Genomic DNA, 18,931 nt, shown 5'->3' with positions numbered 1-18,931 from the left:
AACAGGCGTTCAATGGCCCGCAGTCTTCGAAAACAGGTGAATGATCAGAATTCCGGCCAGGATCAGGGTCAGCCCCAGAACGGCCCAGATGTCCAGTTTTTGTCCAAAGACAATGAAGCCAATTATTGCGATGAAGAATATCCCCAATCCGGACCAGATTGCGTAGACGATACCAACCGGCATGAATTTCAGGGTCAGGCCCAAAAGGTAGAAGGCAAACCCATAGCTGACAACGACCAGAACCGACGGCCAAAGCCGCGTGAATTGCTGGCTGGCCTGCAACGCAGTTGTTCCGACGGTTTCTGCAAAGACCGCAAGCAGCAGGATCAGGTAGGCTTTGGGCATGTTCTATACCTTTGTCTCAGTAAACCCAGGCAAGCTTGACCACGACTTTGCGATCTGCGGCAAGCACATTCAGTTGGAAAGCAGCGCTGACCCACAACATGAAGGTCAGGTATACCTGACTATGGGTAAAGTTGAATTTGTGTAAAGTTCCCCCGTGTATTGGTTTTTTTGTTACTGAGTATTGTTTCATGACGTTATTTGCAAAAACCGTCATTCTTGCTGCGTTTGTTATCGTAGCGCTTGGGTGGCTTGCTGGCGGGGGGTCCGTCGATACTGATGCAGCCAATATGGTTGAAAAGTTGGATGGTAGCGTAATTTAAGCGCCGATCAGAACGAAGCAGAGGGAAAAGGGGCCTTTGGGCTCCTTTTCCTATTTATGGCTATGCGTCCGCTGTGCTGTGCGATTGAAAAAAGGCGGACAGTTGCGGCTGTAGCCACTGCCAAAGCTGCGGGGCACCGCCTTCAACCGCCGGTCGTACCCGTGTTTCCAGCTGAGCATAGGTTACGTTGTAATCGACCCACGACCCGCCACCTGTTTCCAGATTGGCCACCGGGGTCTGGAACCGGTCAACGGCCTTGGCAAACCGCGCATCCGGCGTCTCCGCCGCCTCGAACTCGTGCCACAGAGCCGCGAATTGCGTTTGCTGCGGTTCGGGAAGCAGGCCGAACAGACGTTTTGCTGCCGCCTCCTCTTTGGCGGTTTGGGCGGCGTGATCCACTTGTCCGTGGATCGGGTGATCTCCGGCGTCGATTTCGACGATATCGTGCAGCAACAGCATGCGCAGGGCGCGGGCCTCGGACACTCCGTCCTCGGCATATTCCGCCAAGACCCAAGCATAGAGCATAATGTGCCAGGAATGCTCGGCAGAATTCTCAAACCGGTCGGACGCCATCAGGCGCGAGGCGCGCAGGACTGTTTTCAACTGATCAGCCTCGGCCAGGAAGGGCAGGCGTGTTGTAAATGCGTTGGAGTCCGTATCCGCGCCGTCCAGCAGTGCCCGCGCATGACCAAAGGCCAAAGGGAAATCCTGCGCCAGGTAAGCTGCGCGCCCACCGTCCAGATTATCTTGCACGACGTTAATATGATCGGCCCGAGGATGCTGCGCGCAGAGCACCTGAAATAGGGGCTGAGAGCGATCCAGAATTTTTGCAAAACGGGCGTCGGCGGATTGATCGGCCTCGAACTCCTGCCAGAGGCTTTGAAACTCCGCCGCCTGATCGGCGGGCAGCAGGCCAAACAGTTCCGAGGCCGCGGCTTGTTCAGCCTTGGCGACGGCCTGCCAGTCGGTCTGCAGATGGATCGGATGGTCGCCCACGATGATCTCAACCAGATCATGCAACAGCAACATGCGGATCACCCGGTCAATCGAAACCTCGGGTCCGGCCAATGGCTCCATGACCAAAGCCCAAAGGGCCAGATGCCAGCTATGCTCGGCCGAGTTTTCACAGCGGGACAGGTCCAGCAGGACGTTTGCCCGTTCCACTGTTTTCAACCTGTCGGCCTGTTTCAGAAAGGCGATTTGGGCCGACAGACGATCACTCATTGCTTTTCGATAGCTTTCACTTTTGAGCGGTGGTCGCTGAGACGCTTGATCACAAAGGTGCGCGCCTTGCGTTCCGCCATCCGGACGCGGATTTCGGTCAGAAATGCCTCTTCCAGCGATTGCGACGCCGCGCCCAGAACCTCACCCACCTCGACAAAGAACCGGTCGTCGCCGGTTTCGTCCATAACCTTCATCGTATCCTCGGCCAGTTTGGCGGCGAGGGTGGTGATGGTGTCAGACATCAGCGCGTGGTCTCGGTCAGGCGGCGTTTCACATAGTCGCTGACATCGGTGATCAGTGTATCCATGTGACGGTCCTGGAAGAAATGGTCTGCACCTTCGACCTCGTTATGGGTGATGGTGATGCCTTTCTGTTCATGCAGCTTGTTCACCAGCGATGTGGTGTCCGCCGGAGGGGCAACGCGGTCGGCTGATCCGTTGATGATCAGACCGGAAGACGGGCAGGGCGCCAGGAACGAAAAGTCATACATGTTCGCCGGGGGCGACACGCTGATAAAGCCCGTGATTTCGGGCCGGCGCATCAGCAATTGCATCCCGATCCACGCACCGAACGAAAAGCCAGCGACCCAGCAGTGTTTCGAGTTGTTGTTCATCGACTGCAGGTAGTCCAGAGCCGAGGCCGCATCGCTCAACTCGCCTACGCCCTGATCATATTCGCCCTGGCTGCGGCCCACGCCGCGGAAGTTAAAGCGCAACACGGTGAAACCCATGTTGTAGAACGCATAGTGCAGGTTGTAGACGACCTTGTTGTTCATGGTCCCGCCAAACTGTGGGTGCGGGTGCAACACGATGGCGATCGGTGCGTCTTTTTCCTTTTGCGGGTGGTAACGGCCTTCCAGGCGGCCTTCGGGTCCGGGAAAAATCACCTCGGGCATGTGTGCTTTGGTCCTGTCTTTTTCTTCCGAGAGCCCGGATATACTTGACGATAATCGTCGGGCACCTTAGAACGGTTCTAATATGTAGCGGCGCGTACCGTCGCTGTCCGTCGGAGATACGCACTGGCGGCGGCGGCGTCAATGATTTCGCGCGCATCTTGCCATGAGGGATTGTCAATGAAGCTTTCGACGAAAGGTCGTTACGCCATGGTTGCGCTGGCTGACATTGCGCTGCAGCCCTCGGATCAGCTTGTGACGCTGGGCGAGATCTCAGAGCGTCAGGACATCTCATTACCGTATCTTGAGCAATTGTTCGTCAAACTGCGCCGGGCCGAGCTTGTGTCTTCGGTCCGTGGCCCCGGTGGCGGCTATCGACTGGCGCGCCCGGCCTCGGACATTCGCGTGGTCGAGGTTCTGTCAGCCGTTGACGAAACCGTTGACGCGATGACCAAAGGGGCAGGTGCATCCGGCGCGTCCTCGGGCAGTCGCGCGCAATCCCTGACCAATCGTCTGTGGGAGGGGTTGAGCGCGCATGTTTACGTATTCCTGCATCAGACGCGGCTGTCGGATGTGATCAAGAACGATCTGGCGCCTTGTCCTGCTGTTCCCAGCCTGTTCGCTGTGGTGGATGAGTAAGGCGATGGTGTTTCACGTTACAGGCAACCGAAAAAAGATGCATCCATGAATCGCGTTTATCTGGATCATAACGCGACCACGCCGTTGCGACCCGAAGCGCGGGACGCGATGGTCGCGGCGATGGAGGTCTGCGGGAACCCGTCCTCGGTCCATGCAGAAGGGCGTGCCGCCAAGGCGCTGATCGAACGCGCGCGGGCGCAGGTCGCATCGGCCTTTGGGGCGGATGGAGCGGATGTGGTGTTCACTTCAGGCTCGACCGAGGGTGCGGCCTTGACGCTGGCAGGGCGCGATATGCATGGGTCTGCGATTGAACATGATGCGGTAAGAGCTTGGATTGATGAGGATATTCCCGTTTCAACAACGGGGCTGGTTTCCTTGGAAGATCCGTCGCGCTCCACACTGCAACTGGCCAATTCCGAAACCGGTATTGTGCAGTCCTTGCCATCAGGTCTGGCCGTGACGGATGCCACGCAGGCGTTTGGCAAATTGCCTGTTGCGTTCAATTGGCTGGACGTGCAGATGGCGCTGATCTCGGCGCACAAGCTGGGTGGGCCCAAGGGCGTTGGCGCGGTTGTGATGAAACGCGGCACTGATCTGGCGGCTCAGATCAAGGGCGGCGGACAGGAAATGGGGCGTCGGTCCGGAACTGAAAATGTGATTGGAATTGCGGGGTTCGGGGCCGCAGCTGAAGCAGCCGCGCGGGATTTGGCCAACGGTGTTTGGGAGCAGGTCGAAGAATTTAGAAATATTCTAGAAAACGCTCTTGAGGCCGGAGTTAAATCACCTATTTTTGTCGGGAAAGGTCAAAAGCGACTGCCGAACACTCTGTGTTTCGCGACCCCCGGCTGGAAGGGCGAGACGCAGGTCATGCAGATGGACCTGTCGGGTTTTGCAGTCAGCGCGGGCTCTGCCTGCTCCAGCGGCAAGGTTCGTGCCAGCGCGGTGTTGACTGCAATGGGATTTGATGAGGTCACAGCAGGCAGCGCGATCCGCGTTTCGCTGGGTCCTTTGACAACAAAAGAGAATGTGCTGCGTTTCGCTGAAACGTGGCTTGAGAAAGAGAAAAAGCATCGCGCGCGCGCCGCGTGATCTGACGGAGGGTAAGTTATGGCCGCTTTGGACCAGACCCAGGTGAAAGAAGGTGTCGACCAGGAAACCGTGGATGCGGTACGCGAGGTCGGAACCTACAAATACGGCTGGGACACCGATATCGAGATGGAGTATGCGCCAAAGGGCGTGAATCCGGATATCGTGCGGTTGATTTCGGAAAAGAACGAAGAGCCCGAATGGATGACTGAATGGCGTCTGTCGGCCTTTGAACGCTGGACCAAAATGGACGAGCCGAAATGGGCCATGGTGCACTACCCGCCGATCGATTTTCAGAACCAGTATTACTATGCCCGTCCGAAATCGATGGAGGAGAAGCCGAAGTCGCTGGATGACGTCGATCCCAAGCTGTTGGCGACTTACGAAAAGCTGGGTATCCCGCTGAAAGAACAGATGATTCTGGCCGGGGTCGAAGGTGCCGAAGATGCGCCCGCCGAAGGCCGCAAGGTCGCTGTGGACGCAGTGTTCGACTCGGTTTCGGTCGGGACGACATTCCAGGCCGAATTGAAAAAGGCCGGAGTGATCTTCTGTTCGATCTCCGAGGCGATCAAAGAACATCCTGAGCTGGTCAAGAAGTATCTGGGCACCGTGGTCCCAGTGTCGGACAACTTCTATGCCACTTTGAACTCGGCCGTGTTCTCGGATGGCTCGTTCGTCTACATCCCGCCGGGTGTCCGCTGCCCGATGGAGCTGAGCACCTATTTCCGCATCAACGCGGAGAATACCGGTCAGTTCGAACGCACGCTGATCATCGCCGACAAGGGCTCGTACGTGTCTTATCTGGAAGGGTGTACGGCGCCACAGCGTGATACGGCCCAGTTGCACGCAGCTGTGGTGGAAATCATTGTCGAAGAAGACGCCGAGGTGAAATACTCGACCGTTCAGAACTGGTTCCCCGGGGACGAGAACGGCAAGGGCGGCATCTATAACTTCGTAACCAAACGCGCCGATTGTCGGGGTGATCGGTCCAAGGTGATGTGGACTCAGGTCGAAACCGGCTCGGCTGTGACGTGGAAATATCCGTCCTGCATCCTGCGCGGCAATGAAAGCCAGGGCGAGTTCTATTCGATCGCGATTGCGAACAATTATCAGCAGGCCGATACCGGCACCAAGATGGTTCATCTAGGCAAGAACACCAAGTCGCGCATCGTGTCCAAGGGCATCAGTGCGGGCAAGGCGCAGAACACATACCGTGGTCTTGTCTCGATGCATCCTAAAGCCAAGGACAGCCGGAACTACACGCAATGTGACAGCTTGCTGATCGGCGACAAATGCGGCGCGCATACGGTTCCGTATATCGAGGTCAAGAACAACTCGTCCCGCGTCGAGCATGAGGCGACGACGTCGAAGGTGGATGATGATCAACTGTTCTACTGCCGTCAGCGCGGTATGGACGAGGAAGAGGCCGTGGCGCTGGTCGTGAACGGGTTCTGTAAGGACGTGTTGCAGGCGCTGCCGATGGAATTTGCCATGGAAGCGCAGCAACTGGTGGCGATTTCACTGGAAGGCTCTGTCGGCTGATGACGCGGTCACCCCGGAACGGCATCCAGAAGGATGATGTGCTGACCTGGCTGGGCTATGCGCTACCGGTTTTGGGCGGCCTGCTAGGGGTAGCTTACGTGAACATCAATCACATGGCTTTCATCAACCCGGTCTGGGCGGTTGGTGGTGGGGTAATCCTGGGTTGGATTGCTGCACGGCTGATCCGCAAGGTACTGGGATAGGGATTTATCGGGGCGACGATGCCCCTTGCGAGATGCAAAAGGACAAAACATGCTGGAAATCAAGAACCTGCACGTACAGCTTGAAGAAGAAGACAAGCAGATCCTCAAAGGTGTGGACCTGACGGTCGAGGCCGGCAAGGTACACGCGATCATGGGGCCGAATGGCTCGGGCAAGTCCACGCTCAGCTATGTGCTGTCGGGCCGTGATGGATACGAAGTGACCGAAGGTTCAGCCACTCTGAACGGTGAAGACCTGCTGGAGATGGAGCCGGAAGAGCGCGCCGCTGCTGGTGTGTTCCTGGCGTTCCAGTACCCGGTCGAAATTCCGGGCGTCGGCAACATGACCTTCCTGCGTACGGCTGTAAACGCTCAGCGAAAGGCACGCGGGGAAGAGGAACTGTCGGCAGCGGACTTCCTGAAAGAGGTGCGCGCCAAGGCCAAGACCCTGAAGATCGACGCGGACATGCTGAAACGTCCTGTGAACGTTGGTTTCTCGGGCGGTGAGAAAAAGCGCAACGAGATCCTGCAGATGGCCATGCTGGAACCCAAGATGTGCATCATGGACGAGACCGACTCGGGCCTTGATGTGGATGCGATGAAGCTGGTGGCCGAAGGTGTGAACGCGCTGCGCGACGAAGGGCGCGGGTTCCTTGTGATCACCCACTATCAGCGCCTGCTGGATCACATCAAACCCGATGTGGTGCACATCATGGCGAACGGTCGCATCGTCAAATCCGGTGGCCCGGAACTGGCGCTTGAGGTCGAAAACAACGGTTATGCCGACATTCTTGCCGAGGTGAACTGATGGCCTTGCCCGAAGTCAAACAAACCGCAACCGAGGCGCGGCTGGCAGCGCTGACCATGCCGGATGCCGGATGCACCCGCGCCGCGCGCGAAGATGCGCTGGCCCGTGTGCTTGAGATGGGTCTGCCCAACCGTCGCGACGAATATTGGAAATACACACGGCCCGACACTCTGGTCGCGCCTGCGGCCATGCCCGCTGCGGTCTTCGTGGATGATGAACCCTTGGTGTTCCACGAGTTCGACCGCCTCAAGATCGTGTTTATCGACGGTGTTTTCAGCGCCGAGGAATCGGATGATCTGACGCAGGAAGGCGTGAGCATTGATCGTCTGGAGGACATCTGCTGCAAGGACATCCATTGGGCCAAAGACCTGTATGGCGTTCTGGAAGCCCGCGGACAGGTTCCGGTGCAGCGCCCACTGGCCGCGCTGAACACCGCCTTTGCGTCGGACGGGGTTGCAATTCATGTGACGGGTAAGCCGTCCAAGCCGATCAACCTGATCTACCGGCACGAGTCCTCGACATCGGACGCGATCCTGCACCACGTAATCCGCGTTGAAAGCGGTGCCGAGGCGACCATTCTGGAAACCGGCCCCGCCGCGTCGCGCTTCAACAAGTGCATGGAGATCGACATTGCCGATAACGGCACACTGCATCACGTCCGCGCGCAGGGCAGGGATTGGGAGCGTCGGGCCGCGACCCATATGTTCACCCGTCTGGGCACCGAGTCTGTCTACAAGTCCTTCACCCTGACCGTGAATGGTGTACTGACCCGAAATGAACAGGTTGTCGAATTGACCGGCGATGACGCCGTCGCGCATGTGGCGGGGGCCTGTGTCGGCGATGGTGACTTTCATCACGATGACACCGTCTTCATCACCCATGACGCGGTGAATTGCGAAAGCCGTCAGGTGTTCAAGAAAGTGCTGCGCAACGGTGCGACCGGCGTTTTTCAGGGCAAGATCCTTGTGAAAGAAGGTGCTCAGAAAACCGACGGTTATCAGATCAGCCAGTCGCTGCTTCTGGATGATGACAGCCAGTTCCTCGCCAAGCCCGAGCTTGAGATCTACGCCGACGACGTGGCCTGCTCGCACGGCTCGACCTCGGGCGCGATTGACGAGACCGCGCTGTTCTACCTGCGCTCGCGCGGGGTTCCGACCAAGGACGCGACCAACATGCTGACGCTGGCGTTCCTGGCCGAGGCCGTCGACGAGATCGAAGACGGCGCATTGGCCGAGGCCATCGTGAGCCGTCTGGAAGGTTGGTTGGCGCGCCGCAGCTGATGCCTGTGTCGTCAGATATCGTTGCCACATACCGGGGGCCGGGGCGTGTCGTGCGCCGGCTTCTGGATATGGGGCCGCGCGAAGACCGGGCGCTGATTTTCGTCATGGCCTTCTGCATTGTGTCCTTCATCGCCCAGATGCCAAGCCTTGCGCGCCGTGCGCATCTTGAAGGGGTGGAGCTGAACATGCTGCTGGGCGGTGCCTTGCTGGGCTCGGTCTTTATCCTGCCGTTGTTCTTTTACAGTCTGGCGCTGATCTCGCATTGGGCCGCGCGTTTGGCGGGTGGCAAAGGGACGCCCTATGGCGCGCGTTTGGCGTTGTTCTGGGCCTTGCTGTCTTCCGCCCCCTTGGTTTTGCTGAACGGGCTGGTCGCCGGGTTCATCGGCTCTGGTCCAACGCTGACCCTTGTGGGTTTGATTTGGGTTGCCGTTTTTGTCTGGTTCTGGTTATCCGGACTGCGACAAGTACAAAGGTCCGCTGAATGAATACTCCGAACCTGGGTCAACTGGCGGTTCTGACGCTAAGACAACCCGCCGAGGCGGCGCGTCAGCTTTTGGCCCTGAACCCGGGGCGCGAGGTGCTTTGGCTGGCGTTTTTCCTTGCCGTTGTGCTGAACTGCATAATCCAGTTGGGCATTGATCTGTCGATTCCGGTTGTCGAAGGCGATGCTGGCCCGATTACGGAAAGCGTTCCGATTGTATTGGTTCGCTCGGCAGGTACGATGATGTTCAGTATCCTTGCCTTCCTGTTCGTCGGCCGTTTTCTGGGCGGAACGGCGCGGTTCGAGGGGATGATGGTGCTGATCGTCTGGGTGCAATACCTGCAGATCGCGGCATTGCTTGGCGTCCTGATCCTGAGCCTGACGATCCCGTTTCTGATGGCGGTGTTGCTGTTGGCCACCGCGATCCTGAGTCTCTACATCACGTTGCATTTCCTGAACGAGGCGCATCAGTTCGGATCGCTTTGGAAATCGTTCGGTGTGGTTTTGTTGTCCGCTTTGGTTGCGGTTCCTTTTGTCCTTATGCTCGCCCCCGTGGCGCCCGTCTAGGAAGACAGCCCTATGTATGATGTGCAGAAAATCCGCTCTGATTTTCCGATCCTGTCGCGGCAGGTGAACGGCAAGCCGCTGACCTATCTGGACAACGGGGCCTCGGCGCAGAAACCTCAGGCGGTGATAGATGCAGTGACCCGTGCCTATGCCGAGGAATATTCGAACGTTCATCGCGGTTTGCACTACCTGTCAAACCTCGCGACCGAGAAATACGAAGGCGTTCGTGGCACGATTGCGCGGTTCCTTGGGGTGGCGAATGAGAACGAGATAGTCCTGAACTCGGGCACCACCGAAGGGATCAATCTGGTCGCGTACGGCTGGGCCATGCCCCGGCTTGAGGCAGGCGACGAAATCGTGCTGAGCGTGATGGAGCATCACGCCAATATCGTGCCCTGGCATTTCCTGCGCGAACGGCAGGGCGTTGTTCTGAAATGGGTCGATGTGGATGCAGATGGCGGCCTTGATCCGCAGGCCGTTCTGGATGCGATCGGGCCCAAAACCAAACTGGTGGCGGTGACGCAGTGCTCTAACGTTCTGGGCACGGTTGTAGATGTCAAAGCCATCACCGAAGGCGCCCATGCCAAAGGTGTTCCGGTTCTGGTGGACGGTAGTCAGGGCGCGGTTCATATGCCGGTCAGCGTCGATGAGATCGGCTGCGATTTCTACGCGATCACCGGGCACAAACTCTACGGCCCTTCGGGGTCCGGCGCGATCTTCATCAAATCCGAGCGTATGGCCGAAATGCGCCCCTTCATTGGTGGCGGTGACATGATCAAAGAGGTCAGCAAGGACCAGATCACGTATAACGACCCGCCGATGAAGTTCGAAGCCGGAACACCCGGCATCGTGCAAACCATCGGTTTGGGCGTGGCGCTGGACTACATGATGGATCTGGGGATGGAGAACATCGCCGCCCATGAATCCAGCCTGCGCGACTATGCGATGCAACGCCTGACCGGGTTGAACTGGGTACAGGTCCAGGGCACCCGCCCGGACAAGGCCGCGATCTTCAGCTTCACGCTCGATGGGGCGGGGCACGCGCATGACGTCTCGACCATCCTCGACAAAAAGGGCGTCGCCGTGCGCGCCGGTCATCACTGCGCGGGTCCGTTGATGGATCATCTGGGCGTCACTGCGACCTGCCGGGCGAGTTTTGGCCTGTATAATACCACGGATGAGGTCGACACGCTGATCGAAGCGCTTGAACTGGCGCATGATTTGTTTGCGTGAAACCTTGCCGGGTCGCGCAGATTTCCAGTTGCACCCGACCCGGAACAAGGTTAGCTAACGGCCAAGGCACCTGTAGCTCAGCTGGATAGAGCGCTGCCCTCCGAAGGCAGAGGCCAGAGGTTCGAATCCTCTCAGGTGCGCCATCTTTCACTAGGTTTAGCATCCGCGCTCCGGTCGGATCGCATTGCGCAAAACAAAACCCCCGTCAGACGATCTGCGGGGGTTCGGAACAATTGGTATTGGCGAGGCGGATTAGCCGCGCCAGGTGCGGACCACGCCGCAATCCATATGTACGAAGTTCGACCGGTAGTATTGGCCTACACCGCCCGCGCGACACGACATCGCCGCTTTGGCCATTTGCGAGACGGAACGCGAGCCGAGGCGAAGGTCTGCCGCCTGGCCTTGCATGTGCAGGGAGTTCCGGGCAACGCGGCGCGATCTGGAACGCAGCATGGCGTTTGTCTGCGGCGAACGATAGCCGGACAGCAGCATGTAAGGCTCGTTCACGTCCAGAAGATTGTGGGCGGCGGCCATGATGTCGACCGTGCGCAAATCCATGCTTTTGACCTGATCGGTCCGCCAGTCGCGCATGAAATGGTTCACTTCCTTGACAGCATCCTTGATGTATTTGCCGTCAACCCAATATATCATATCGATCCGTTCGCCTGTGCGACCGGAATACATGCGGATACGACGAATGTCGCCGCCGCCGCGAAGAAAACCTGCTGCATTGGAATAAGTCGGTGCTGCAGCAACTGCTGTGGCTGCGAATGCCCCCAATAGGGCACGCCGGGTCAAGCCCGATGTACTGCTCTTGGTCATTTTTGTTTCGTCCCGTACTGTTCCTGCCTGCGCACGATGTTACGCGCGCTGTATTAATATTTTCCCATCCCAGATGGCGAATTTATGGCACAATCGGATTCGGTCGCCAAGAAGTGTTTGATACTCACCTTTTCAAGGGGGAATTTTCGGCAGTTTTTTGCGCAGATGGGGCAACCGGCACATTTTTTGCGCAATTGAGGCGTTTCGGCACCGCTTCGATGCAAACGCGCATCAGGCCGAAATAGAAGAGGCCGAGTAAGGAATTTGTGAATAGACAAAGGCAGAGTGCAAAAATGATATTTGTTCGGCGCATCCCCATCAGCGCAAACTATTGAATAACCAAGGGCATCCCATGTTCTCAGTATTGCGGACCAGTACCAGTATCCTTGTCGCGGCATGTTTTGCGGCCACAGCAGCCATTGCCAACACAACGTCTGACCCGATTCAGGGCACCGCGTTTCAAATGGCTGTGGCCGAGCACACTCCGACATCCAGCGATATTGCGGCGTTTTACCGGACCAACGGGTTTTCGCCTGTCTGGGTCGGAGCCTCGCAAGATCATGCCGACCGGCGCGCCGCGTTGATCAACGCGCTGTCCAACAGCCATATGCACGGTCTGCCCTCAGCAGGTTACGATGTAGACGCGCTGGTTGAACAGATGCGGCAGGCGCGATCTGTTCGGGATTTGGGCGCGGTCGAGGCTGAACTGACGCGGGTGTTTCTGGCTTACGCCGACGATCTGTATTCCGGTGCCCTGCGCCCGGCCAGCATTGACGACGGGCTGGTGCGCAAGGTGGAACGGCGCAGCCCCGAGGAACATCTGCAGCAACTGAACACGCATGGTGCGGCCTATCTGGATCAGCTCGCACCGCAGACGCGCCAGTATCGTGCGCTGATGAAGCAGAAACTCGCACTGGAGGCTCTGGTCGATCAGGGCGGCTGGGGCGCGAGTGTTCCGGTGGCCAAGCTGGAACTTGGGGATTCAGGGCCAAATGTCATCAAGCTGCGCAACCGTTTGGTGGCGATGGGCTATCTGAAACCCACTGCCAGCCCTTCGTTTGATGCCACTTTGCTTGAGGCTGTTCGCAGCTTTCAAACCGCGCATGGGTTGGAGCCGGACGGTGTTGCCGGGCAGGGCACGATTTCGGAACTGAACCGCCCGGCATCGGACCGGTTGAAGTCGGTTCTGGTGGCGCTGGAACGCGAGCGTTGGTTGCCGCGTGAACGTGGGACCCGCCATATTCTGGTGAATCAGGCCGATTTCTCTGCCAAGATCGTCGATGACGGGCAGGTCACGTTCGAGACCCGCGCAGTAATCGGCAAAAACGTGCATGACCGCCGCAGCCCCGAGTTTTCGGACGAGATGGAGCATATGGTGATCAACCCCAGCTGGTATGTGCCACGCTCGATCATCACAAAGGAATATCTGCCCAAGCTGCAATCCAACCCGAATGCCGTGGGTCATATCCAGATCACCGATCGCAGTGGCCGTCAGGTCAACCGCGGGGCCGTGGACTTCACCCAATTCACCGCGCGCAACTTCCCGTTTGCGATGCGTCAACCGCCGAGCAAAAGCAATGCACTGGGGCTGGTGAAGTTCATGTTCCCCAACAAGTACAACATATATCTGCATGATACGCCTCAGAAATCTCTGTTCGCGCGCGAGGTGCGGGCCTTCTCGCATGGCTGTATCCGATTGGCGCAACCGTTCGAATTCGCCTATGCGTTGCTGGCCAAGCAAGAGGAAGACCCAAAAGCGTTTTTTCACCGAGTGCTGAATACCGGCAAGGAAACCACAGTGAAACTGGACCAGAAGGTTCCGGTGCATCTGATCTATCGCACCGCCTATATGGGCCCGAAGGGCGAGGTGCAGTATCGCCGCGACGTCTACAACCGCGACGCCAAGATTTGGGACGCGCTGCAAAAGGCAGGGGTAGCCCTGCCGGACGTTCAGGGGTAAGCACGGGGGCAAATCCTGCCGAAAGAAAGCCCGCCATGCAGTTTACCATTCAGCAAATCGCCGACAGCCTCGGTGCCGAGTGCCAGGGCGACACCGGCCTGACGATTGTGCGCGCGGCCGAGCCCGGTGACGCCGGACCCACCGATCTGGCCATGGCGATGTCACCGAAATACGCCGAGGCTCTGGCAGGTGGTGAGGCACGCGCGGCGGTTCTGTGGGAAGGTGCGGATTGGCAGGCCATGGGCCTGCGCGCGGCGATTTTTGTGAAACGTCCGCGCATGGCGATGGCAGGCATAACATCGATGCTGGATCGCGGGCAGGGTGTTGAGCCCGGCATTCACCCCTCGGCCGTGATTGATCCGACGGCAGAGATTGGCGCAGATGTGTCGATTGGGCCTTTGGCGGTTGTCGGGGCCAGGGCGCGGATCGGGGCCGGATCGGTAATTGGCGCCCATTGCACGATTGGTATCGACGCTGTTCTTGGCGAACAGGCGCTGCTGCGCGAAATGGTCAGCATCGGCGCGCGCGCTCAGATCGGGGATCGCTTTATCGCCCAACCGGGCGCGCGGATTGGTGGAGACGGTTTCAGCTTTGTAACTCCCGAAGTATCTGGCGCAGAAAACGCGCGCAAAACCATGGGGGATCAGGGTGAGGCGAAGGCGCAAAGCTGGCTGCGCATTCATTCTCTGGGCGCGGTTGAAATTGGTGACGATGTCGAGGTCGGCTCGAACTGTACCGTAGACAATGGCACAATTCGCAACACCCGGATCGGCGATGGGTCGAAACTGGATAACCTTGTGCATGTGGGCCACAACACCCGTGTGGGGCGTGACTGCCTGCTGTGCGGACAGACCGGCGTGTCCGGCTCGGTCGATATTGGCAACAACGTGGTGTTGGGCGGCCAGACCGGCGTGGTGGACAACATTTTCATCGGCGACGGCGTAATCTCGGGCGGCGGCACCAAAATCCTGTCCAATGTGCCCGCCGGTCGGGTGATCATGGGCTATCCGGGGATCAAGATGGAAACCCATACCGACATCTACAAAGCGCAACGCCGGTTGCCGCGTCTGGCCCGCGACGTTGAGGCACTTAAAAAGGCTGTTTCCAAACAGCCCCCGAGCGATTAAATCATCCTCAGATTGATAATCAGGGGATCGATATGAGCATCAGCGACCGCGTCATCGCAATAATTGCAGAGCAGGCCGTGCTGGAGCCATCGGATGTGACACCCGAAAGCACGCTGGAAGATCTGGGCATCGACAGTCTGGGTCTGGTCGAAAGCATCTTTGCGATCGAGGAAGAGTTCGACATCTCGGTTCCCTTCAACGCCAACGAACCTGAATCGAACGATTTCGACATCTCGAACGTGGCCGCGATCATTGCGGGCATCGAACAGCTTGTGTCGGAAAAGGTCTGACCCGGAACAATGAAACGGGTTGTTATCACCGGCGCGGGCACCATCAACTCGCTGGGTCACTCTGTCCCCGACACGCTGGAGGCCATGCGTGAAGGGCGCTGCGGTATCTCGGAACTGGAGTTTCGCGATGTCGATCGTCTGGCCATCAAGATCGGCGGTCAGGTGCGCGGGTTCGAGGCCGAAGGGCGCTTTAATCGCCAACAGATGTCTCTGTATGACCGGTTCACGCAGTTCACACTGACCGCAGCCAAAGAAGCCATCGAGCAATCGGGGATCGAATTCCACGGGGAATTGGCGGCCCGGTCCGGCGTCGTGCTGGGCACGGCAGGCGGCGGTGTTTCGACCTGGGACGACAATTACCGGTCGGTCTACGAAGACGGAAAAAACCGCGTGCACCCCTTTGTTGTGCCAAAGCTGATGAACAATGCGGCCGCCAGCCATGTGTCAATGGAACATAACCTCAAAGGACCCAGCTTTACCGTTTCAACAGCCTGCGCATCGTCGAACCATGCGATGGCGCAAGCGTTCCAGATGGTCCGCAGCGGTGCTGCGCCTGCGATGGTCACCGGCGGGTCGGAATCGATGCTGTGTTTTGGCGGCGTGAAAGCCTGGGAAGGCTTGCGCGTCATGTCCAAAGACGCCTGCCGCCCGTTCAGCGCCAACCGTAACGGGATGGTTCAGGGCGAAGGTGCCGGCATTTTTGTCTTCGAGGAATACGAACATGCCCGCGCGCGGGGTGCAGAAATCCTGTCCGAGGTCGTCGGGTTCGCCATGTCCTCGGATGCGGCCGATATTGTCATGCCCAGCAAGCAGGGCGCATCACGCGCCATGGCCGGGGCTTTGGCTGACGCAAAGCTGAACGCCAGCGATGTCAGCTATATCAACGCGCATGGCACCGGAACGGCAGCAAATGACAAAACGGAATGCGCCGCAGTTGCAGACGTGTTCGGGCCGCATGCGGATGACCTGATGATCTCGTCCACCAAGTCCATGCACGGGCACCTGATCGGCGGCACTGGTGCTGTCGAATTGCTGGCCTGCATCATGGCTCTGCGGGATGGCGTTATTGCGCCGACCATCGGGTACGAGGAACCCGATCCGGAATGCGCGCTGGATGTGGTACCGAACGAGGCGCGCGAGGCCAAGGTGGATGTTGCCCTCAGCAACGCCTTTGCCTTTGGCGGCCTGAATGCTGTTCTGGCTTTGAAGAAAGTCTGACGACAGCCCGAAAGTCGCCGCAGCGTTTCCACTGCGGCGACGAAAGCATCGCTCAGTTTACGTTGACGCTGAGACTGTCAAACCCCGAGGTGAAGCCAGACAGCGACATGTCCATGGTCAGAACCTGATCCGGGAAGCGTGCGGGCACCAGCGAGAAGGTCGCCTTGCTGCCCGCCTTCATGGCATCGATGTCACCCTGGCTCAGACCCAGTTGGGCGACGCAGCCGACCGGCACACAGTGGTGATAGTTATACAGCTTGCGCGGCGCGCCATCGATGGACAGCGCCAGTTGCGCCTGCAGCAGGGTTTCCAGCGGAACGATCACATTCGCCCAGGCCACGGCGGCCCCACCTTCGGGCAGTTTGCCAATGGACACCTCGGCAATCGGATCGCCTTGCTGGCCGTTGAGAACCTGAACGATGGCGCATGGGTCTTCGCCTTCCTGCGCCTTGATGCAGGACACCTCCCAGTCGCCGGAAGTTTCTTTGACGAACTGTTCGCCCGCACGCGGACCGGTCTCGCCCAGGTCCAGCCCGTTATCGGCCTCGGGTTCCGAGGTTTCCTGTGCACTGACAGCGCCGCAAACAAGGACAGCAGCGAGCGTATTGATCGAAAGGAGTGACTTGATCATGAATGCCTCGATATTTGGTGATTGAGTTTTTTTTCTTCCTCTAGCACCGTTCACGGCTGGTGTCAGGCACTAAGCGATGGGTCGGTTCGAAAATGAACAATTTCTTGCCACTCAGGTAGGGTTTCCACCCCTTAAAAACAAGAAAAAGGGAGCTGGTGGAGCAGCTCCCTTCTATAAATGTTTCTCCCCGTCGGACTGGCCGACTTAGTTATGTGGCAGACGTTACGAGAGGGGGACGCGGTGGTCAACTGCTAACCTGAACTTTTAATATACTCGTCAGTTCAGTTTAATCCGCGTGAACGGGCAAAAAAGCCGTGCCCGAAGGCACGGCCAGTCAACAGGGAGGAAGTGCGCCTTTGCGGCTGGCACCGCAAAGCGCGCAAAATGACTATCGCAGTCAAAGGTTAACTTTGTATGCTGGGTCCGGATCGGTGAGACATAAGGCAGTGAAAACATGGGCGAAGATATCTTTCTGGGCGGCGGCGGTCAGGACTATGGCCAGCCGCAGGGGCTGACGCTGAAATACGCGAACCGGCATGGGTTGATTGCCGGGGCCACCGGGACCGGCAAGACGGTGACGCTGCAAATTCTGGCCGAAGGGTTTTCCAAGGCAGGCGTTCCGGTTTTCCTGTCGGACGTCAAAGGTGACCTGTCCGGGCTGGCATTGCCGGGAACCGAGACACACAAACTGCATCAGGCTTTCATGGATCGCGCCACGCGGATCGGATTCACCGATTTCGCGTACCGTGCTTGCCCGGTGACCTTCTGGGACTTGTTTGGTGAGCAGGGGCATCCGGTTCGTACGACAGTGACCGAGATGGGGCCATTGCTGTTGTCCCGCCTGATGGAGTTGAGCGAAGCGCAGGAGGGGATACTGAACATCGCCTTCCGTGTGGCCGATGAAGAAGGCATGCCGCTGCTGGACCTCAAGGACCTGCAAGCGCTGTTGGTCTGGATTGGTGAGAACCGGGCGCAGCTTTCATTGCGTTACGGCAATGTCTCGACCTCTTCAATCGGTGCGATCCAGCGCCGGTTGCTGGTGTTGGAGAACCAGGGCGGCACGCGGCTGTTCGGGGAACCGGCGCTGGACCTCGCCGACCTGATGCGCACGGATGAGGCCGGGCAGGGTGTTGTGAACATCCTTGCCTCGGACAAACTGATGGGATCGCCGCGCCTTTATGCAACTTTCCTGCTATGGCTGCTGAGCGAGTTGTTCGAAGAACTGCCCGAGGTTGGTGACCCCGAGAAACCCAAGCTGGTCTTCTTCTTCGATGAGGCCCATTTGCTGTTCGAGGATGCGCCGAAGGTTCTGATCGACAAGGTGGAACAGGTGGCGCGCTTGATCCGCTCCAAGGGTGTCGGGGTCTATTTCATCACGCAGAATCCGGCCGATATACCCGAAGATATTCTGGGACAGTTGGGCAATCGCGTGCAGCACGCCTTGCGGGCGTTTACCGCGCGCGACCGGAAGAACCTGCGCCTTGCCGCAGAAACCTATCGCGAGAATCCAGCTTTTGACACCGAAGAGGCAATCCGCGAGGTCGGTGTGGGTGAAGCCGTCACATCAATGCTGCAAAAGAAGGGTGTGCCGGGCATTGTCGAACGTACACTGATCCGCCCGCCGGCTTCCCAGTTGGGGCCGATTTCTGACGCTGAACGCCAGGAGGTTATGAGTGCGTCACCAATGGCTGCAAAATACGACACACCCGTGGATCGAAAATCGGCCTTTGAGATCCTTCAGGCCCGCGCCGAGGCCGCCGCCAAGGAAGCCGAAGCCGCCGAAGCCGAAGAGGTTGTGGAAATGCAGACGGCTATGGAGCGCGAATTCGCCTCGGCCCGCAGATATTCGGGCAGTCGGGTGGGGCGGTCTTCCTCGCGCGTGACGCGCAAGAAAGACACGTTTGCCACCGCGATGAGCGAGGCCGTGATCAAGGAACTGAAAGGCACCACCGGTCGCCGCATCGTGCGCGGCATCTTGGGTGGATTGTTCCGAAACCGCTAGCTCAACCTTTCAGGCGGCGCTGGCCTTCCTGACGGCAATAGGCATCAGCCTGACGCACCGACATCTTGGTCGCCGGGAAATCAATGGCCCGGTCCCAGGTCACGCGGTCATGGCGATAGAGCTGACAGGTCACAACACCCTCGGGCGTGTTGACCTTGACCGGTGTGGTTTCCAGATCTTCGGGCGAGGGGACACAGGCCGCAACTGCCGCAACAAGCGGCAACAGGATGACAACTTTGCTGAGTGGTTTTTTCATGGTTCTAA

At 58.5% G+C, this 18,931-nt stretch carries 22 protein-coding genes and 1 tRNA gene; 15 read left to right on the top strand and 8 right to left on the bottom strand.

Translation table 11 applies throughout. The features are described 5' to 3' along the window. Window positions 1-9 precede the first annotated feature (9 nt). From ACR0KX_RS07755 to ACR0KX_RS07735, 5 genes are all read right to left on the bottom strand, one after another. Window positions 10-345, bottom strand: a complete 336-nt coding sequence (locus tag ACR0KX_RS07755) for an SMR family transporter (RefSeq protein WP_170621820.1) — start codon at window positions 343-345, stop codon at window positions 10-12. A 16-nt stretch (window positions 346-361) separates the two neighbouring features. After that, the gene (locus ACR0KX_RS07750) at window positions 362-535 is read right to left on the bottom strand and encodes a hypothetical protein (RefSeq protein ID WP_480708212.1); all 174 of its coding nucleotides are present in this window, start codon (window positions 533-535) and stop codon (window positions 362-364) included. Between the two features lie 190 nt (window positions 536-725). Further along, window positions 726-1,889, bottom strand: coding sequence for an HD domain-containing protein (locus ACR0KX_RS07745; protein ID WP_170621819.1), 1,164 nt, complete (start codon window positions 1,887-1,889; stop codon window positions 726-728). After that, window positions 1,886-2,131 (bottom strand): hypothetical protein, encoded by a 246-nt coding sequence (locus ACR0KX_RS07740; protein ID WP_170450608.1) that lies wholly within the window; start codon window positions 2,129-2,131, stop codon window positions 1,886-1,888. The genes ACR0KX_RS07745 and ACR0KX_RS07740 overlap by 4 nt, the downstream gene beginning before the upstream one ends. Further along, window positions 2,131-2,784: an alpha/beta hydrolase gene (locus ACR0KX_RS07735; RefSeq protein WP_170450609.1), complete on the bottom strand. Its 654-nt coding sequence runs from the start codon at window positions 2,782-2,784 to the stop codon at window positions 2,131-2,133. Before ACR0KX_RS07735 ends, ACR0KX_RS07740 begins: the two co-directional genes overlap by 1 nt. A 177-nt stretch (window positions 2,785-2,961) precedes the next feature. On the opposite strand from ACR0KX_RS07735, the gene iscR reads away from it, so the two are divergent. From iscR to ACR0KX_RS07685, 10 genes are all read left to right on the top strand, one after another. Next, window positions 2,962-3,420 (top strand): Fe-S cluster assembly transcriptional regulator IscR, encoded by a 459-nt coding sequence (gene iscR, locus ACR0KX_RS07730; RefSeq protein ID WP_170450610.1) that lies wholly within the window; start codon window positions 2,962-2,964, stop codon window positions 3,418-3,420. Between the two features lie 45 nt (window positions 3,421-3,465). Further along, entirely contained in the window at window positions 3,466-4,509 is a 1,044-nt protein-coding gene (locus ACR0KX_RS07725; RefSeq protein WP_170621818.1) for a cysteine desulfurase family protein, read from the top strand. 18 nt (window positions 4,510-4,527) lie between these two features. Next, complete coding sequence (gene sufB, locus ACR0KX_RS07720) at window positions 4,528-6,048, top strand: Fe-S cluster assembly protein SufB (RefSeq protein ID WP_170518684.1); 1,521 nt, start codon at window positions 4,528-4,530, stop codon at window positions 6,046-6,048. Further along, window positions 6,048-6,251 carry a hypothetical protein gene (locus ACR0KX_RS07715; protein ID WP_170450615.1) on the top strand — a complete coding sequence of 68 codons (204 nt, stop codon included), beginning with the start codon at window positions 6,048-6,050 and terminating at the stop codon, window positions 6,249-6,251. Before sufB ends, ACR0KX_RS07715 begins: the two co-directional genes overlap by 1 nt. A 49-nt stretch (window positions 6,252-6,300) precedes the next feature. After that, the gene (gene sufC / locus ACR0KX_RS07710; protein WP_170518681.1) at window positions 6,301-7,056 is read left to right on the top strand and encodes a Fe-S cluster assembly ATPase SufC; all 756 of its coding nucleotides are present in this window, start codon (window positions 6,301-6,303) and stop codon (window positions 7,054-7,056) included. Beyond that, window positions 7,056-8,336, top strand: coding sequence for a SufB/SufD family protein (locus ACR0KX_RS07705; protein WP_170621817.1), 1,281 nt, complete (start codon window positions 7,056-7,058; stop codon window positions 8,334-8,336). Before sufC ends, ACR0KX_RS07705 begins: the two co-directional genes overlap by 1 nt. Beyond that, window positions 8,336-8,821 carry a YIP1 family protein gene (locus ACR0KX_RS07700; RefSeq protein WP_170450622.1) on the top strand — a complete coding sequence of 162 codons (486 nt, stop codon included), beginning with the start codon at window positions 8,336-8,338 and terminating at the stop codon, window positions 8,819-8,821. The genes ACR0KX_RS07705 and ACR0KX_RS07700 overlap by 1 nt, the downstream gene beginning before the upstream one ends. Beyond that, on the top strand, window positions 8,818-9,384 hold the full coding sequence (locus ACR0KX_RS07695) for a YIP1 family protein (RefSeq protein WP_170450624.1): 567 nt from the start codon (window positions 8,818-8,820) through the stop codon (window positions 9,382-9,384). Before ACR0KX_RS07700 ends, ACR0KX_RS07695 begins: the two co-directional genes overlap by 4 nt. 12 nt (window positions 9,385-9,396) lie before the next feature. Further along, window positions 9,397-10,617: a cysteine desulfurase gene (locus ACR0KX_RS07690; protein ID WP_170621816.1), complete on the top strand. Its 1,221-nt coding sequence runs from the start codon at window positions 9,397-9,399 to the stop codon at window positions 10,615-10,617. 66 nt (window positions 10,618-10,683) lie between these two features. Beyond that, window positions 10,684-10,760 (top strand) — tRNA-Arg (locus ACR0KX_RS07685). Window positions 10,761-10,869: 109 nt separating this feature from the next. Here ACR0KX_RS07685 and mepK read toward each other — a convergent pair. Further along, entirely contained in the window at window positions 10,870-11,439 is a 570-nt protein-coding gene (gene mepK, locus ACR0KX_RS07680; protein ID WP_170450628.1) for a peptidoglycan L,D-endopeptidase MepK, read from the bottom strand. Window positions 11,440-11,791: 352 nt separating this feature from the next. Between mepK and ACR0KX_RS07675 the strand changes: the two genes are divergently transcribed. From ACR0KX_RS07675 to ACR0KX_RS07660, 4 genes are read left to right on the top strand one after another with little or no spacing between them, the layout of a single operon-like run. Next, window positions 11,792-13,399, top strand: coding sequence for a L,D-transpeptidase scaffold domain-containing protein (locus ACR0KX_RS07675; protein WP_170450630.1), 1,608 nt, complete (start codon window positions 11,792-11,794; stop codon window positions 13,397-13,399). Between the two features lie 35 nt (window positions 13,400-13,434). Then, window positions 13,435-14,526 carry a UDP-3-O-(3-hydroxymyristoyl)glucosamine N-acyltransferase gene (lpxD, locus tag ACR0KX_RS07670; RefSeq protein WP_170450631.1) on the top strand — a complete coding sequence of 364 codons (1,092 nt, stop codon included), beginning with the start codon at window positions 13,435-13,437 and terminating at the stop codon, window positions 14,524-14,526. 32 nt (window positions 14,527-14,558) lie between these two features. Beyond that, window positions 14,559-14,816, top strand: coding sequence for an acyl carrier protein (locus ACR0KX_RS07665; RefSeq protein WP_170450632.1), 258 nt, complete (start codon window positions 14,559-14,561; stop codon window positions 14,814-14,816). 9 nt (window positions 14,817-14,825) lie between these two features. Further along, window positions 14,826-16,034 carry a beta-ketoacyl-[acyl-carrier-protein] synthase family protein gene (locus ACR0KX_RS07660; RefSeq protein ID WP_170450633.1) on the top strand — a complete coding sequence of 403 codons (1,209 nt, stop codon included), beginning with the start codon at window positions 14,826-14,828 and terminating at the stop codon, window positions 16,032-16,034. 52 nt (window positions 16,035-16,086) lie between these two features. On the opposite strand, the gene ACR0KX_RS07655 is transcribed toward ACR0KX_RS07660, so the two are convergent. After that, window positions 16,087-16,665: an invasion associated locus B family protein gene (locus tag ACR0KX_RS07655; protein ID WP_170450634.1), complete on the bottom strand. Its 579-nt coding sequence runs from the start codon at window positions 16,663-16,665 to the stop codon at window positions 16,087-16,089. A 454-nt stretch (window positions 16,666-17,119) separates the two neighbouring features. Between ACR0KX_RS07655 and ACR0KX_RS07650 the strand changes: the two genes are divergently transcribed. Then, window positions 17,120-18,667 carry a helicase HerA-like domain-containing protein gene (locus ACR0KX_RS07650; protein ID WP_480708207.1) on the top strand — a complete coding sequence of 516 codons (1,548 nt, stop codon included), beginning with the start codon at window positions 17,120-17,122 and terminating at the stop codon, window positions 18,665-18,667. Between the two features lies 1 nt (window position 18,668). On the opposite strand, the gene ACR0KX_RS07645 is transcribed toward ACR0KX_RS07650, so the two are convergent. Further along, window positions 18,669-18,923 carry a hypothetical protein gene (locus ACR0KX_RS07645; protein ID WP_170450636.1) on the bottom strand — a complete coding sequence of 85 codons (255 nt, stop codon included), beginning with the start codon at window positions 18,921-18,923 and terminating at the stop codon, window positions 18,669-18,671. Window positions 18,924-18,931 lie beyond the last annotated feature (8 nt).

The sequence above is a fragment of the Ruegeria sp. BG5 genome (assembly GCF_056538425.1).
This window is presented reverse-complemented; position numbering and strand designations above follow the sequence as displayed.

Coding starts and splice junctions, on each gene's coding strand:
- ACR0KX_RS07665 (WP_170450632.1), top strand. CDS start 14,559: ATGAGCATCAGCGACCGCGTCATCGCAATAATTGCAGAGCAGGCCGTG.
- sufB (WP_170518684.1), top strand. CDS start 4,528: ATGGCCGCTTTGGACCAGACCCAGGTGAAAGAAGGTGTCGACCAGGAA.
- ACR0KX_RS07715 (WP_170450615.1), top strand. CDS start 6,048: ATGACGCGGTCACCCCGGAACGGCATCCAGAAGGATGATGTGCTGACC.
- ACR0KX_RS07660 (WP_170450633.1), top strand. CDS start 14,826: ATGAAACGGGTTGTTATCACCGGCGCGGGCACCATCAACTCGCTGGGT.
- ACR0KX_RS07725 (WP_170621818.1), top strand. CDS start 3,466: ATGAATCGCGTTTATCTGGATCATAACGCGACCACGCCGTTGCGACCC.
- mepK (WP_170450628.1), bottom strand. CDS start 11,439: ATGACCAAGAGCAGTACATCGGGCTTGACCCGGCGTGCCCTATTGGGG.
- ACR0KX_RS07695 (WP_170450624.1), top strand. CDS start 8,818: ATGAATACTCCGAACCTGGGTCAACTGGCGGTTCTGACGCTAAGACAA.
- lpxD (WP_170450631.1), top strand. CDS start 13,435: ATGCAGTTTACCATTCAGCAAATCGCCGACAGCCTCGGTGCCGAGTGC.
- iscR (WP_170450610.1), top strand. CDS start 2,962: ATGAAGCTTTCGACGAAAGGTCGTTACGCCATGGTTGCGCTGGCTGAC.
- ACR0KX_RS07735 (WP_170450609.1), bottom strand. CDS start 2,784: ATGCCCGAGGTGATTTTTCCCGGACCCGAAGGCCGCCTGGAAGGCCGT.
- ACR0KX_RS07655 (WP_170450634.1), bottom strand. CDS start 16,665: ATGATCAAGTCACTCCTTTCGATCAATACGCTCGCTGCTGTCCTTGTT.
- ACR0KX_RS07645 (WP_170450636.1), bottom strand. CDS start 18,923: ATGAAAAAACCACTCAGCAAAGTTGTCATCCTGTTGCCGCTTGTTGCG.
- ACR0KX_RS07650 (WP_480708207.1), top strand. CDS start 17,120: ATGGGCGAAGATATCTTTCTGGGCGGCGGCGGTCAGGACTATGGCCAG.
- ACR0KX_RS07740 (WP_170450608.1), bottom strand. CDS start 2,131: ATGTCTGACACCATCACCACCCTCGCCGCCAAACTGGCCGAGGATACG.
- ACR0KX_RS07675 (WP_170450630.1), top strand. CDS start 11,792: ATGTTCTCAGTATTGCGGACCAGTACCAGTATCCTTGTCGCGGCATGT.
- ACR0KX_RS07750 (WP_480708212.1), bottom strand. CDS start 535: ATGAAACAATACTCAGTAACAAAAAAACCAATACACGGGGGAACTTTA.
- sufC (WP_170518681.1), top strand. CDS start 6,301: ATGCTGGAAATCAAGAACCTGCACGTACAGCTTGAAGAAGAAGACAAG.
- ACR0KX_RS07745 (WP_170621819.1), bottom strand. CDS start 1,889: ATGAGTGATCGTCTGTCGGCCCAAATCGCCTTTCTGAAACAGGCCGAC.
- ACR0KX_RS07705 (WP_170621817.1), top strand. CDS start 7,056: ATGGCCTTGCCCGAAGTCAAACAAACCGCAACCGAGGCGCGGCTGGCA.
- ACR0KX_RS07700 (WP_170450622.1), top strand. CDS start 8,336: ATGCCTGTGTCGTCAGATATCGTTGCCACATACCGGGGGCCGGGGCGT.
- ACR0KX_RS07690 (WP_170621816.1), top strand. CDS start 9,397: ATGTATGATGTGCAGAAAATCCGCTCTGATTTTCCGATCCTGTCGCGG.
- ACR0KX_RS07755 (WP_170621820.1), bottom strand. CDS start 345: ATGCCCAAAGCCTACCTGATCCTGCTGCTTGCGGTCTTTGCAGAAACC.